General features: G+C 66.0%; 10 protein-coding genes. 3 read left to right on the top strand and 7 right to left on the bottom strand.

The genetic code is table 11. The annotated features are described in order from the left end of the window. Positions 1–171: 171 nt before the first annotated feature. From argJ to WFR25_RS11170, 3 genes are read left to right on the top strand one after another with little or no spacing between them, the layout of a single operon-like run. Complete coding sequence (argJ, locus tag WFR25_RS11180; RefSeq protein ID WP_336970963.1) at positions 172–1,398, top strand: bifunctional glutamate N-acetyltransferase/amino-acid acetyltransferase ArgJ; 1,227 nt, start codon at positions 172–174, stop codon at positions 1,396–1,398. Next, on the top strand, positions 1,398–2,207 hold the full coding sequence (locus WFR25_RS11175) for an inositol monophosphatase family protein (RefSeq protein WP_336970962.1): 810 nt from the start codon (positions 1,398–1,400) through the stop codon (positions 2,205–2,207). Before argJ ends, WFR25_RS11175 begins: the two co-directional genes overlap by 1 nt. A 20-nt stretch (positions 2,208–2,227) precedes the next feature. Further along, the gene (locus tag WFR25_RS11170; protein WP_336970960.1) at positions 2,228–2,842 is read left to right on the top strand and encodes a glutathione S-transferase family protein; all 615 of its coding nucleotides are present in this window, start codon (positions 2,228–2,230) and stop codon (positions 2,840–2,842) included. Between the two features lie 27 nt (positions 2,843–2,869). Here the strand turns inward: WFR25_RS11170 and trxA are convergent, their stop codons facing one another. The 7 genes from trxA to WFR25_RS11135 are packed head-to-tail and all read right to left on the bottom strand — an operon-like array spanning position 2,870 to position 14,161. Continuing rightward, entirely contained in the window at positions 2,870–3,190 is a 321-nt protein-coding gene (trxA, locus tag WFR25_RS11165; protein WP_336970958.1) for a thioredoxin TrxA, read from the bottom strand. Positions 3,191–3,223: 33 nt separating this feature from the next. Next, positions 3,224–6,667 (bottom strand): double-strand break repair helicase AddA, encoded by a 3,444-nt coding sequence (addA, locus tag WFR25_RS11160; protein WP_336970956.1) that lies wholly within the window; start codon positions 6,665–6,667, stop codon positions 3,224–3,226. Continuing rightward, positions 6,651–9,632 carry a double-strand break repair protein AddB gene (gene addB / locus WFR25_RS11155; protein WP_336970954.1) on the bottom strand — a complete coding sequence of 994 codons (2,982 nt, stop codon included), beginning with the start codon at positions 9,630–9,632 and terminating at the stop codon, positions 6,651–6,653. Before addB ends, addA begins: the two co-directional genes overlap by 17 nt. Further along, positions 9,625–10,335, bottom strand: a complete 711-nt coding sequence (locus WFR25_RS11150; protein WP_336970953.1) for a nucleotidyltransferase family protein — start codon at positions 10,333–10,335, stop codon at positions 9,625–9,627. Before WFR25_RS11150 ends, addB begins: the two co-directional genes overlap by 8 nt. A gap of 25 nt (positions 10,336–10,360) precedes the next feature. Then, positions 10,361–11,362: an aminoglycoside phosphotransferase family protein gene (locus tag WFR25_RS11145; RefSeq protein WP_336974865.1), complete on the bottom strand. Its 1,002-nt coding sequence runs from the start codon at positions 11,360–11,362 to the stop codon at positions 10,361–10,363. Next, on the bottom strand, positions 11,359–11,823 hold the full coding sequence (gene tsaE, locus WFR25_RS11140; protein WP_336970951.1) for a tRNA (adenosine(37)-N6)-threonylcarbamoyltransferase complex ATPase subunit type 1 TsaE: 465 nt from the start codon (positions 11,821–11,823) through the stop codon (positions 11,359–11,361). The genes WFR25_RS11145 and tsaE overlap by 4 nt, the downstream gene beginning before the upstream one ends. Continuing rightward, a complete protein-coding gene (locus WFR25_RS11135) occupies positions 11,816–14,161 on the bottom strand; it encodes a PAS domain-containing sensor histidine kinase (protein WP_336974863.1) in 2,346 nt (781 codons plus the stop codon). The genes tsaE and WFR25_RS11135 overlap by 8 nt, the downstream gene beginning before the upstream one ends. Positions 14,162–14,192: the final 31 nt, after the last annotated feature.

The following is a 14,192-nucleotide window of genomic DNA, read 5'->3' as shown; positions in this document are numbered from 1 at the left end:
AGGACATGGAGACGGTCCACGCGCGAACATGCGCCGCGATTTAGGGTTTGGGCGTTGGATAGTCAATTGACGGCGGACGGCTCTTTCCCGTCGACAGGCAGATAGCAGCGGTGTGGCGGGACATTGGGGCAGGACATTGACGCGCCGGGCGATTTCTTTACATCCCCGGCCATGACCGATCGCTCGCCCCTCGCCCCCGCCGCTTTCCCTGACCTTCCCACCATTGGCGGCGTGACGCTGCGGGTCGCTCGCGCGGGATATAAGGCGTGGGAACGATGCGACCTGACCTATGTGGAACTGGCCCCCGGCACAGCCGTCGCGGGCGTTACGACGCGAAGCAAATGCCCCTCGCCCGAGGTGGAATGGTGTCGCGACGCGATCCCGCTCGGATCGGCACGGGCGCTGGTGGTGAATGCGGGCAACGCCAATGCCTTTACCGGCAATCGCGGTCGTGCGGCGGTGGAAGCGATCGCCGCCCGAGTCGCTAATCATCTCGACTGTTTGCCCAGCGACGTGCTCGTCTCCTCGACTGGCGTGATCGGTGTGCCGCTGCCGATCGACAAGGCGGAAGCGGGGCTGGACGCGGCTTTCGACGCTGCGCCCTGTAGCTGGGAGGATGCCGCCAACACCATCGGCACCACCGACACCTATGCAAAGGGCGCGCAGGTCGCAGCGATCATCGGTGACACACGCGTCAATCTGGTCGGCATTATCAAGGGATCGGGCATGATTGCGCCCGACATGGCGACAATGCTGGGCTATATTTTCACCGACGCAGCGATCGAACCGGCACTGCTCCAACAGATGCTCTCCACAGCAAACAGCAGGACATTCTCCTGCATCACGGTCGATAGCGACACCTCCACCAGCGATACGGTACTGGCCTTTGCCACCGGCGCGGCGGGCAATGCCCCGCTGGTGACGATGGACGATCCGGGCGCGGACGCCTTTGCCACCGCCCTTTCCGACCTGTGCCGCCAGCTTGCCCATCTGGTGGTGCGCGACGGTGAGGGTGCAAGCAAGTTCATCGAGATCAACGTCGAGGGTGCAACGAGCGACGAGAGCGCCCATCGCATCGCTCTGTCGATCGCCAACTCGCCACTGGTCAAGACCGCCATCGCGGGCGAGGACGCCAATTGGGGTCGCGTCGTCATGGCGGTCGGCAAGGCAGGCGAACCGGCCGAGCGCGACAAGCTGTCGATCCGCTTCGGCGTGACCCAGGTTGCAACCGGAGGACTTGCCGTGGAGGGCTATGACGAGGCACCGGTCGCCGCGCATCTCAAGGGGCAGGATATTCGCATCGGCGTTGATCTTGGCCTGGACGATGGGCGCGCGACCGTGTGGACCTGTGACCTGACGCACGGCTATATCTCGATCAATGCGGATTATCGGAGTTGATGGAGGCTGCCCTCATCGCGTCAGTCGCCGAGCTGATACGGGATGTGGCGCGTGATATCGTACTGCCGCGCTATCAGAATTTGACCGCCGACCAGATCAGCGAGAAGGCCGCCGACGATTTCGTGACCATCGCCGACAAGGAAAGCGAACTGCGCCTAGCCGATGGGTTGTCGGCGATCCTGCCGGACGCGGGCGTGATCGGCGAAGAAGCCTGCGCTGCTGATCCGACGATCCTTGATCGTGCTGGCGACGGCCTCAACTGGATTATCGACCCGATTGACGGCACCGGCAATTTTGCAGCCGGTCGCCCGCCCTTTGGCATCATGATCGCGCTGGCGGACGCGGGCACGACCCTCGGGGGGTGGATATTTGACCCGTTGAGGGGCCGTCTGTGCCACGCCACGCTCGGCGGCGGCGCCTATATCGACGGCGAGCGGGTGCAAGCGCGCGAAAGCGGCGCCCACCTGCCGATCGCGGCCCTCGCAGTATACTTCATGAGCGAAGCGGAGCGCGCCGACATAGGTCGCCGGGCCGATGGCGCATTCACGCTGGTCGACATTCCCCGCTGCGCTGCCGAACAATATCCCCGGCTGGTACTGGGCCAGAACGACGTATCGGTTTTTGCCCGATCCCTACCCTGGGACCATGCTGCAGGCACGCTGCTGCTCAATGAAGCGGGTGGACGTTGCACACGACTGGACGGATCGCCCTACCGCGTCGGCGACACACAGCGCGGGCTGTTGGGCGCATCTTCGCCCCGCCTGTGGGATATGGCGACAAAGACGCTCTTTGCTGATCTACGGGCCTGATCTACGGGAGACACCGCACTATGCTGACCATCTGGGGCCGCCTCAACTCGCATAATGTGAAGAAGGTCGCGTGGCTCGCGCAGGAAATCGACCTGCCCCATGCCCGCCATGATGTCGGCGGCGCGTTCGGCATGGATGCGGACTATCTGGCGCGCAATCCCAATGCGCTCATCCCCACGATAGAGGATGACGGGTTGGTCCTGTGGGAATCGAACGCAATCCTGCGCTATCTCGCCGCGCGCCATGCCTCCGGCACCAGCTTCTGGCCCGACGATCCGGCAGCCCGGGCGATGGGCGATAAATGGATGGACTGGCAGTTCAGCTATGCCGACCTGCAACGCAATGCTTTCCTCCACCTCGTTCGGTGCAAACTGGAAGATCGCGATCCCGCCATCATAGCCGCTTCGGCGCAGGCTTGTGGCAAAGCCATGATGATCTTGGACAATGCGTTGGCGCAAACGCATTGGCTGTCGGGTGGCGACTTCGGCCTGGGTGACGTTCCAATGGGCGTTTATGCCCATACATATTTCACACTCGACATCGAGCGGCCCAAGCTGCCGCATCTGCGCGGCTGGTACGACCGGCTGCGCAAACGACCGGCCTATGTCGAAACGGTGATGATCCCGCTGACATAGGCCGCTCGGGGGCCGGTCGAGCCTTTATTAAAGCTCGCCTTCCAGCCAGCCCTTGAGCGCGCTCTTGGGCGCAGCGCCGACCTTGGTCGCGCTGACCTCACCATTTTTGAACAGAAGCATCGTTGGGATGCCCCGCACACCATATTTGCCGGGCGCTTCGGGATTTTCGTCGATATTGACCTTTACGATCGTCACCTTCTCGGTCAGTTCCTCCGAAATCTCCTCAAGAGCCGGGCCGATCATCTTGCAGGGGCCGCACCATTCCGCCCAGAAATCAACCAGCACCGGCTTGTCGGAATCGAGTACATCCTGCTGGAAGCTGAGGTCGGTCACTGCCTTGGTCGCCATGATGAAAAATCTCCATTTTCGTTGCTATGTTATTTAGGGAAGTAAGTGGTCTGGCTCAACGCCCCCGCCCGACAAATTGTCCTGCGTGGCGGCAAAGCCGGGCTTGTGCGGTGTCAGAAGATCGTTGGGCAAAACGATCAGACGGGGCGCACTGGTATAGAGCAAAGCCGCCTCCACCCGCCGTCCCGGAAAGATCACCTCCAGCGCCGCCACATAGGCCGCCATCTGCCGCAAATGCGGGATCGGCACATGCCCGGCATCCGCTGGCACGGCCCGCCCGGTCTTGAAATCCAACACCTGCACATGACTCTCGCCCACGCAAAGGCGATCGACGGTGCCCGCGATCACCGCTTCGCCCACCACGGCTGCAACGGGGGCTTCGGCCAGCGCATCAGGCGCGAACAGGGCCGCGAAATCCGGCGCCTCGATCACGCCGAGCGCATGATCGATGATCGCGGCCCGTTCACCCGCATCCGGCACGCCGCCACTTACCCGTAGCCATGCGTCCGCAGCGGCACGCCGGTCGGTCGGCACAACCGCAGGCAGTCGCTCGAACAGCGCATGGAGCCAGCGACCGCGCTCGGCCGCCTGCCGCATCCCCGGGGTTGGCGGTGGGTCGGGCACATCATCCTCGACCGGCGCGGAAGGCGCGAGCGGACGGGGTGGGCGTGCTTCGGCGGGTGCAGGTGCGCGCAGCCAGGGCGGCGCGATCATAGCCGCCCGCGCCACCGCCTGCGTCGATCCCATGGCCCTCGACGGCAGCACTTCACGCCCTCGCCATGTGCGACGCTCGCCCCAGATCGGCGCTTCCTGCCATTCCGCGCCCAGCGCGATCAATGCCGCCTCGACTGCCGCGAACCAGCTTTCAGACTTCACCTGCCCCTGCGCCCTTGACCCCAGCGACCCGGCAACCACCAGCCGCTCCTCGGCCCGCGTCAACGCGACATAGAGCAGCCGCCAATGCTCCTCGCGATCAGAGCGGGCGACCTCCTCGACCAAGGCCGTGATTTCGCCGCCAACCTCCGCCTTGCGGGGCGAGAGGATCGGCACGCCCTCGAAACTCAGCTTGGCACTGCGATTGCCCGCATCCGGATCGATCGCCGCGTCCGCCAGGATGACGATGGGCGCCTGCAACCCCTTTGCACCATGCACGGTCAGCAGCCGGACGGCATCGACCTGCGCGGCGGCGTCGCGCACGATTTCCACGTCTCCCCGGTCGAACCAGTCGATGAAACGCTGAAGCGAGGGGCGGTCGTCACTCTCGAACGCCAGGGCGGCGTTCAGCAGTTCCTCGATCGGATCGCGCGCCTGAATGCCCAGCCGATGGATCAGCTTGCGCCGTCCATCCATCGGTCCCGACACGATTTCCTCCAGATAGCGATAGGGCGTGGTGAAATCCGCGCGGCCCAGTAGCGCCCTCAGCGGTTCCAGCGTCGTGCCGTCCTGCGTCGCCTGCAAATGCCGCCACAGGCCGTCCTTGCGCCCCAGCAACCGCGCCATCAACTCTTCCTGCGTCCATCCGATCAGCGGCGACACCAGCAGGTTGGCGAGATTGAGGTCATCCTCCGGCTGCACTGCAAAGCGCAATGCCGTCAACAGGTCCTGCACTGCCAGCGGCGCATTCAGCCGCAGCCGGTCGATCCCCGCGACAGCGACTCCTTCTTCGTACAGCCGCGCGACGATCAGCCGGGCGAGTTCACTACGCCGCCGGACCAATATCATGATGTCGCCGGGACCAACGGGGCGCCCCTTGCTCTCCAGCATCAGTCCGCTATCGATCCACGCCTTTATCTGTTGGGCGATCTTCGTGGCAAGGACACGCTCCTGATCGTCAGCCCAATCCTCCTCGCCCGCTGCGCCGCTTGCCTCGCCCGACACGATGGGCTTCCACAATTCAACCTCACCGGGGAAGCGGTTGGCGCTGATATGGTGGACCGACTGCCCTACCAGTCCCAGCCGCTCCCCCGTCAGCACGGCGATGGTCTGGTCAACCACCTCCAGCACGGCGGGGGTCGAGCGGAAACTACGGTCGAGGGAGAGATCGTGGAATAGCTGATCGACACCTTCTGCATGATTGCGGAACGCCAACTGCGCGGCGGCGAATGCCTGCGGGCTGGTGCCCTGAAAGCCAAAAATCGCCTGCTTGAAATCACCGACCGCGAACAATGTTCGCATGGCGTCGCCATGCGCGCCTTCGCCTGCGAAGAACTCGGCGGTGATAGCGCCAACGATCTGCCATTGCCGGACGTTGGTGTCCTGCGCCTCGTCCACCAATATATGGTCGATCCGCTGATCCAGCTTGTAGCGAATCCACTCCCCCATGCCCGCTTCCAGCAGCAGAGAGACGGCCCGCGCGATCAGGTCGTCGAAATCGACCGCCCCGGCCAGCCGCTTCGCCTGTGCATAGGCTGCGGCATAGGCGCGCCCGGCATGCAGCCCCTGCGCCAATTGTGCCGCATAAGCCGCCCGTACCTTCAGTCCCAGCAATTCGGCGCAGCGGCCATGCAGGCGCGCGATCGCATCGGCATAGCCGTCGACCTGCGGCGCCCAGCCCTTCGCGACGGAAAGCAGTTCGCCGTCGCTCCTGGCCCATGCCCCGTGCAAGTCCGCCAGCGTCGCCGCCCGCCCCGCCGCGTCCATCGCCCGCCAGCGCGCAATGCGATCGCACCGCTCCAGCGCGCGGCCTGTTCCCCATTGGGCATTGGCGTTGGCGATCCATGCCAGCGTCTGCATGTCGAAAACATCATCGCCACACTGGGCGACAATATGCGTGTCGATATCCCCCTCCGGCAGATGCAGCATGGCCGCCGCCCATTGCTCCAGATCGGCGGGCAGCGCCGCCAGCGCATCATGGGCGCGGGCACAACGCAGCAGGAAAGCCTCCGCCCCACCCTCGCCCAATCGCAGGCTCAACGCCTGCATCGCCGCGATCAGGGCTTTGTCGCCCCGCGCTTCCGCCTCGATCACCAGATCAGCCAGCGTCTGGCGGGCGAGCGCCCCTTGCTCCCGGTCGTCGAGCGGGCGGAAGCCGGGCACCAGCCCCGCCTCTAGCGGGAATGAGGCGAGCAATTGCTGGCAGAAGCTGTGGATTGTCTGGATTCGCAGGCCACCGCCGGTCGATTCCAGCACTTCGGCAAATAGTCGCCGCGCCCGTTCGCGCGCCTCTGGCCCCGCATCTTCGCCGAGTGCCTCCAGATCGGCGAACAGCGCGGGATCAGGCATTTGCACCCACAGTGCCAGCCGCTCATGGATACGGTCGGCCATCTCCGCCGCCCCAGCCTTGGTGAAGGTGAGGCACAGGATATTTTCCGGCCGCACGCCATTTAGCAGCAGGCGAAAAACGCGCGCGGTCAACACATGGGTCTTGCCGGTGCCCGCAGAGGCGGAGAGCCAGACATGACCGTCGGGCGCAGCGGCGATTGCCTGCGCCCCGGCAAGAGGCTTCAGGGCGGAGGGCGCATCAGTCGCTGCGGCCATACCATTCCTCCAGCCGCATCAATTGGTCATAGTCGCCATAGCTGGCGACCTCGGGGTTGATCTCGGCGCGGAAGGGCGCATCGCCGGTCAGCCAATTGCCAGCGGCTTGTGTGAACTGTTCATAGACGAAGGCGGTGAAGTCGGCGCTGATGATCTTGTCGCGTTTTCCTGCGGGGTCGACGGGGCTTTCGCGATAGCCGAACTGGTCGCCCTTTTTGGCGAGGGACCAATATTCGAAACGGTCGGTGATCTGGACGCCGTCGAGGGGTTTGAAGCCGTTGTTGGATTCGGCGATCAGGCCCAGCAGGCCGAGCTGTAGGGAATAGCCCGCCTTGACCGCCCGCGCGCTGGGGGGCTTGCCGGTCTTGTAGTCGACGATGGCGAGTTTTCCGTCGGGCATCCGGTCGATGCGGTCGGCCTTTCCGGTGAGCGTCACCCCGGCAATCTCCGCCCGCCCTTCCTGTTCGACCAGCAATATGGTGCGGCCTTCGACGCGGTCGGCGGCGACCTCTGCGGCGATCCAGCGGATCGCTTCCAGCAGACGTGGCTGCCAGAGCGCGCGGAGCAAGGGGTGGGCGTCGGCGCGGGCGAACATGGCGATGGCGCGCCGTTCAAGGTCGGCAGGGTCCAGCACGCCCGCCTCGCCCCAATGTTGCAGGATTTCATGCACCGCCGTGCCGCGCCACGCGGCGCTGGGATCGGCGTCGATCGGGTCGAGCCGCGCGAGGCGGAGCAGCCGTTTGGCGTAGAAAGCATAGGGATCAGCCTTTAGCCGGTCGACGTCGGTGACGGGGATCAGGCGGGGGCGGGCCGAGACCGGTGGCCGGGGCGCGGGGCGGCTGGCGGGCGCATGCACGCCCGGATCGTCGAGCGACTGGGCGAAAGCGGCGTAGCGCTCCGCCTGCGTCCATTGCGGCCCGCTCATCGCACGCAAACGTAGCCAGAAGCGCGAGGCGACCGCCGGACCGCTCGTGCCGCGACGCGCGCGGGTGATAAGTATTTTTGGTGCGCCCAAAGCGCTCGCAAAGTCATGGGCGGCAAGGCCGATCCGCGTCTCCAGCCCCGGCAAGCCCAGTTCGCGGCGGATGCGCGGAGCCAGCCACGGGTCGGGCGCGGACAGGCCGGGCCATGTGCCTTCGTTAAGGCCCGCAAGGATCATCAGGTCCGCCTGCATCAACTGCGCTTCGATCAGGCCCAGAATGGAAATGCGGGGATGCCCGCCCTGCGGCGGTCGCACGGCCTGCGCACCCAGCAGATGGTCGAGCAGCGCAGGCAGCGCGCGGATGTCGGCATCCTTTGGCCCTTCATGCGCTGCCGCCTCCACATCGCCGATCAGCGCGGCGGCGGCATGGCCCTGATGCCCGGCCCAGACCATGTCGCCACTGAGCGCGCCTGCATGATCGCGCAGCGCGGCAATCTGGGCCGCAAGGTCGCGGGCATTGGCGAAGTCCATCTCCAGCGGCGCCAGCAGCGCACGCGCCTGCGGCCACCAGCCGCGCACCTGCGCGCGGAGCCGATCCTGTCGATCCTCCCCCTCACGCGGCTCCACCAGCAGGTCGATCCCGACGATGCCCGCAGGGGGCCGGGGGCCGCGCAGCAGCAGGTCGAGGGTCCGCACCCCCTCCAGCCATGCAAGCCGCCCTTCACCCCGCATCACCAGCGGATGCTTGAGCAGCGCCAGCAAGGCGACGGGCGCGAACTTTTCCGCCACCCCCTCTGCCAATGCGATCAGCAGCGTTCCGGGCGGCAAATGGGACAGTGGTTGCCCGGCGCTGTCGTCCGCCTCTATGCCCCAGCGCTTGAGATGCGCGGACACGCGGGTCGCCAACTGGCGGTCTGGCGTGACCAAAGCAGCGGTGCGTTCCGGCGTTTCCAGCGCTTCGCGCAGGGCGATGGCGATGACCTGCGCTTCCTCACCGGGGGTCGCCAGTTCGATCGCCTCGACCCCGCTCAAGGAGCGATCGGCGGTCTTCAGGTTACGCCAGCTTCCCGTCAGCCGGGGCGGCAGCATGGCGTTGGAGATGTTGCGGCCCCGCACGGCACGGGCATCATGCTCGCTGCCCCATTTCCATGACGCCACATCGTCGCGCGTCAGGCTCATGATGTCGAGCAGGCGTTTCAGGGCATATTGGGGATGGGTTTCGTTGGGCGGAGGGGCGCGGCCCGTCACGGGATCGGGATCGAACGGGCCGATCGCGTCCCATTGCTCCTGCGACAAATTTTGGTCCAGCGCCGCGAACACGACCTGTCCGCGCGGCATATGGGCGATACGGGAAAGCAACCCGGCGACGGCGGGCGCGGTGGTCGAGACACCCGCCGCCACGACAAAACCCTGCGGCGGCGCATCCGCCCAGCGCGCGGCGATATGATCGAACAGCCGGTTGCGCCGGTCGACAAGGTCGATCATGCCCCGTTGGTCCAGTAACTGCGGCCAGCGATCGAGCAATATCCTGAGCAGGTCGAGCGAGTGCTGCCAATGCGCGGACAACTCCTCTGGCAAGTCCAGCTTGAGCGCCGATACCGGCACCCGTTCCACCTGCATCTGGTCCAGCACCGTGGCCAATGCCTGCCCCAAACGGATCGCTTCGCCCGCATCCACTGGCTGGCCATGAGCGGCGCGCACCTCCTGCACCATGCGGGCGAGCAGCATCTGGCGGCGCATCGGGTCGATGGCGGGCGGGAGTTGTGGCCCGGCGCCGATGGGGTCGAGCGCGCTGCCCAGCCGCTCGCCCAGATCCGGGTCGCCGATCGGCACCAGCCGGGGCAGCAGCAAGCCACCGTTCGATTTGCGGACGAAGGCATCGCTGACGGCGCGGACCGCGCGGTTATTGGGCAGCAATATCATGCCCCGCGCCAGCGCCATGGGGTCGCCGCCATGCTGGGCGATCAGCCCGGTGGCGAGCGCGTCGGCAAAGGCGCGATGCGCGGGGATCGTATAGACGGCAGGCCGGCTTCGATCACCCATGCGCCAGCATCGCCTCAACCACCGGAATCGCCTGCGGCGTGCCGACATCGAACCACAGGCCCTGATGCGACACGCCATAGAGCCGTCCGGCCTGCATGGCGCGGTTCCAGAAGATATTGGTCGAGAAAACGTCGCCCGGCGGATCGACCAGCAAATTGGGCGAGAGGATCTGGACGCCGGTGAAGACGAAGGGGGCGACATGGGAGGGTTTGCGCCGGGACAGGCGGCCAGCGGCATCCATGTGGAAATCGCCCTGACCGCTGTGGCACTGCGCCCGCGCCAGCGGCACCAGCAGCAGCAGCGCATCCATCCGGTCCGCGTCCCAGAGCGAACGCATCATGTCGAATGTCTCACGCGGGCCATCGACCCAGAGATTATCGCTGTTGGCGCAGAAAAAGGGCGCGTCGCCCAGCAGCGGCTTTGCCCGCATCAGGCCGCCGCCCGTTTCCAGCAGCTTCGCCCGCTCATCGGAGATCAGGAACTGCGTATCGCCCTTACGCACGCGCAGATGCGCTTCGACCGTGTCGGCGAGATAATGGACGTTGACCACGACCTGGCGGATGCCGCCTGCCTCCATCCGCGCCAGCGCATGGTCCATCAGCGCCCTGCCCGCAACCTTCACCAGCGGTTTGGGCCGGGTCGCGGTAAGCGGACGCATCCGTTTACCCAGGCCCGCCGCCATCAGCATTGCCCTATCGATCATACAGCCTCGATCATATGGGGATCGATCATTCGGGCGCGAACGCGACCAGCGCGTCATGGCGCTTGTCAGCGGGAATGTTGGCGGCGAACCAGTCCGCCACCGGCGCCAGGGCGGGATGCGCCAGATCGCGCTCCAGCAATCCCCACATACGCGGCATGTAGGACAAATAGCGCGCCTTCCCATCCCGCTTCCACAGGCGGGTGAAGATGCCGATGATCTTTGCGTTCCGTTGCGCGCCCAATATTGCATAAGCGGCGTCGAAATCCGCGCCCGGTGTCGCCACCGCCTTATAATGGGCCAGCATGGCCGCTTCCGTTTCCGCTGGCACGTCGCGCCGCGCATCCTGAAGCAGCGAGACGAGATCATAGGCGGGGTGTCCGGCCAGCGCGTCCTGAAAATCCAGCAGGCCCAGACCATGAGCATTGAAGCCCTTCGCTTCGGGCCGGTCGATCAGCATGATATTTTCGGCATGATAGTCGCGCAGCACCGTGACGACAGGCGCGCTGCCCTGCTCGACCAGCGGCAGCACCGCTTCCCATGCCGCGACATAGGCCGGTGCATCGACGACAAGGCCGGTCGCGGGGGCGTACCATTCGGTGAGCAATCCTGCCTCGCGCAGATAGACGGCACGATCATAGGGCGGCACGTCGGCCACCGGTCGCTGGTGCAGGTCGGCAAGCAGGTCGATGGCGCGGGCGTAGACGGCCAATTCCTCGCCCGGCTGATCCTCCAGATATTCCTTGAGCCGCAGATCGCCGAAATCCTCGATCAGCACCAGACCTTCGTTAAGGTCGCGGGCGAGAATGGCGGGGGCGGCAAAGCCCTGCTGGCACAGATGCTCGGCAATGGCGATGAAAGGGCGCGGATCCTCTGTGGGGGGCGGCGCGTCCATCAGCACGGCACGGCGACCGCCCTCGATCACCCGGAAATAACGGCGGAAGGAAGCGTCGCCCGCCAGTGGCACGATGGCGGCATGAGGCCATCCCGCCTGTTCCAGAAACAAGGGGGCGGTTGCGGGCGGGATCATATCTGGGACCATCTGTCCCTCCAACCGTCCGGCACCCGCGCTGTCAAGCGCCGACCGCCGGTTTCGTCATCGTCTATGGTCAGATGCAGGGCATGATCCCACAGGCCAGCGCCCAGCCGGTCGGGCCATTCGATGATCAGCAGGCTGTCGAGCAGATACTCTTCCAGCCCCAGTTCCTGCGTCTCCTCCCGCCCGTCCAGCCGATACAGGTCGACATGGGCGACCGGCAGCCGGACCTCCGGCACGTCATAGGGCTGAACGATCGCGAAACTGGGGCTGGGTGCCTCACCCGCAAGGCCAAGGCCCGCGAGGATGCCACGCGCCAGCGTCGTCTTGCCCGCGCCCAGCCCGCCTTCCAGCGCGATCACGTCGCCCATTCGCGCCTGTCCCGCGATTCGCCCGCCCAGCGCCAGCATCGCGGCTTCATCCGGCAAGAGGCGTTCGTCTGCTGCGTCAGCCACGGGGCAAGTCCAGCATCGCCATCGTCCCCTGCCCCGGTTCCGACACAAGGTTCAGCGTGCCGCCATGCGCTTCGGCCAACTGACGGGCGAGCGGCAGGCCGACCGCCGCGCTTTCGCCACGCTGCGCCTGCTCGGTCCGGATCGCAGGATCGAAGATCGCGGCCAGTTGCGTGGAGGACATGCCCGGCCCATTGTCCGACACGATCAACCGGGCGCGTGGCCCCTGCCCGTCCCCATGCAACAATATGCGCGCGCCCGGCGGGGAATAGCGCAGCGCGTTGTCGAGCAACTGGTCCAGCGCCTGACCGACCCTGCGCGCATCGCAATGGGCGCGGCCCAGCGAGGGTTGCAGGTCGATCGCGAAGTCGATGCCCTTTTCCTTCGCCGCCGCCGTGATCCGGCCCGCACTGGACCGCGCCAGATCGGCAAGGTCAGTCGGCTTCTTCTCGATCGGCAGGGTGCCCGCCTCGCTCTGCGTCAGGTCCAGCACATTCTCGATCAGTTGCGACAGGCGGCCCGTGCTCTCCATGATGCCATCGACATAATCCTTGGCCATGTCACTCAACGCACCGGCATAGCCATGGCTCATCATCTCGGCGAAACCCGCGATCGTGGTCAGCGGCGTGCGCAGTTCATAGCTCATATTGGTGACGAAGGCGGTCTTGATCTTGTCGGTCTGTTCCAGCGCATCGTTCCGGTCACGCAACACCTGTTCGATGCGGCGGCTGTCGGTAACGTCCAGCATGGTGAAAAGCGCGTTGCCGTCCGGCAGCGGAATGGCGGCAAACTCGAACGTCCGGCCATCGGCAAAGCCGACATGGCCGACGCGCTGCTTGCGCTCGACCGTCGCTGCACGGACCAGTTCGCGCACCAGATTGGATTGATGCGGCTTGGCGAGGCGCGACTGGACGAGGCGCATCAGGTCGTCGATCCGGGGATGCGCGGCGAGTTGCTCCTCACCCAGATTCCACAGGGTACGGAAGCGGCTGTTCCACAGATGCAATCGACCGTCTTGCGAGAAGACTCCGATCGCCTCGAACAGATTGTCGAAGGTCGCGGTGCGGACACGCAGCAGCGTATCCCGTGCGCTCGACAGTTGCACCTGCTCGGTGCGATCCTCGAAGATCAGCAGCAGGCCACCATCGGGCAGCGGCTGGGCAAAGACCCGCAGATGCGCGCCGTCCGCCAGCAGCCAGGTTTCTTCCTTGGCGTCGGGCGACAGGAACCAGTCGCGTCGTTCACCGCGCCAGGCGGGGAAATCGCGATGTTCGGGAATACGCCCCGTCTCTCGCATCCGGTCCAGCACCCGCTCGAACGCCGGGCCGTCGGCCAGATGGATCTGTTCCAGCGCGAACAGGCTCATGAAGGGCTGGTTCCAGAAACGTAAGGAGCGATCCGGGCCGAACTGCGCGACACCGGCGGACAGGCGATCGAGCAGGTCGCGTTGCGCGCCCTCAAACCGGCGATGCTCGACCCGCGCCTGCTCCAGTTCATGCTGGTCGAGGGCAAAGCCCGCCACACCCGCCGCGCCCAAGGGCACGTCGATGACGCGCATGGTGCGCCGTTCGCCGTCAATCGTGGCGGGCACCATCCGCTCGATCGGATGCCCGTCCTCAGCGGCCGCCGCCGCAGCCCGTGCGGGGGTCAGCCCCTCGACCGGCTCGACCAGCTCAATCCCCTCGGCGATGACCTTGGCCGCGTCGCCGCCGTCCACTGCCTCCACATAGGCGCTGTTGACCAGGCTGAGACGCATGTCGGGACCACGGTGCCAGATCGGGAGCGGCGCGGATTCCATGAGGCCCGCAATCGTTTCCAGAGCCTCGCGCAATTGCGCCACCTGCCCCTGAAGGGCGTTGATCTCCGACTGGCTCTCCGTCGCGTCGAACAGCCAGAGCATGACGCTGCCTGCGCCCGCGATGCTTGCACCGGCCGGCGCGCCGCGCACCAGCAGCAGGCGGGCCGATCCGACAGCATGGACGGGCCGGGAAAAGGGCTTGCCCGCACGCTGCGCGGCGGCAATGTCGCGCGCCAGGCTTTCCGCATCGGCCGGCTCCAGCCCGCCATCGGGCGCAACCAGTTCGGACGCGAAATTGGGCACCCGATCCTTGCCCAGCCAGCCCGCGAGCCTGTCCGCCACCTCCAACTGGCCATCGGGACGGATGACGGCGACGATAGCGGGCGCGGACTCAAGGATAGCGGTCAGCCGGTCCAGTTGCCCCTGTGCATGGGCGCCCTGCCGCCGCATCGAAAAGCCCGTGACCAGCGCCCAGACGGATGCGCCCAGCCACAGCGCCAGCACGACGCCCAGAAGAAGCGCGGCAAGGGGCGTGATCGTCATCATTTGGCAAAAGGACAGGGCAACATCGGCC

The organism is Sphingobium aromaticiconvertens (assembly GCF_037154075.1).
Taxonomy (GTDB): Bacteria; Pseudomonadota; Alphaproteobacteria; order Sphingomonadales; family Sphingomonadaceae; genus Sphingobium; species Sphingobium aromaticiconvertens.
This window is presented reverse-complemented; position numbering and strand designations above follow the sequence as displayed.

Bases quoted from the DNA above. Each gene is read 5' to 3' on its own strand.
- argJ (WP_336970963.1), top strand. From the start codon at position 172: ATGACCGATCGCTCGCCCCTCGCCCCCGCCGCTTTCCCTGACCTTCCC.
- WFR25_RS11175 (WP_336970962.1), top strand. From the start codon at position 1,398: ATGGAGGCTGCCCTCATCGCGTCAGTCGCCGAGCTGATACGGGATGTG.
- WFR25_RS11170 (WP_336970960.1), top strand. From the start codon at position 2,228: ATGCTGACCATCTGGGGCCGCCTCAACTCGCATAATGTGAAGAAGGTC.
- trxA (WP_336970958.1), bottom strand. From the start codon at position 3,190: ATGGCGACCAAGGCAGTGACCGACCTCAGCTTCCAGCAGGATGTACTC.
- addA (WP_336970956.1), bottom strand. From the start codon at position 6,667: ATGGCCGCAGCGACTGATGCGCCCTCCGCCCTGAAGCCTCTTGCCGGG.
- addB (WP_336970954.1), bottom strand. From the start codon at position 9,632: ATGGGTGATCGAAGCCGGCCTGCCGTCTATACGATCCCCGCGCATCGC.
- WFR25_RS11150 (WP_336970953.1), bottom strand. From the start codon at position 10,335: ATGATCGATAGGGCAATGCTGATGGCGGCGGGCCTGGGTAAACGGATG.
- WFR25_RS11145 (WP_336974865.1), bottom strand. From the start codon at position 11,362: ATGATCCCGCCCGCAACCGCCCCCTTGTTTCTGGAACAGGCGGGATGG.
- WFR25_RS11135 (WP_336974863.1), bottom strand. From the start codon at position 14,161: ATGACGATCACGCCCCTTGCCGCGCTTCTTCTGGGCGTCGTGCTGGCG.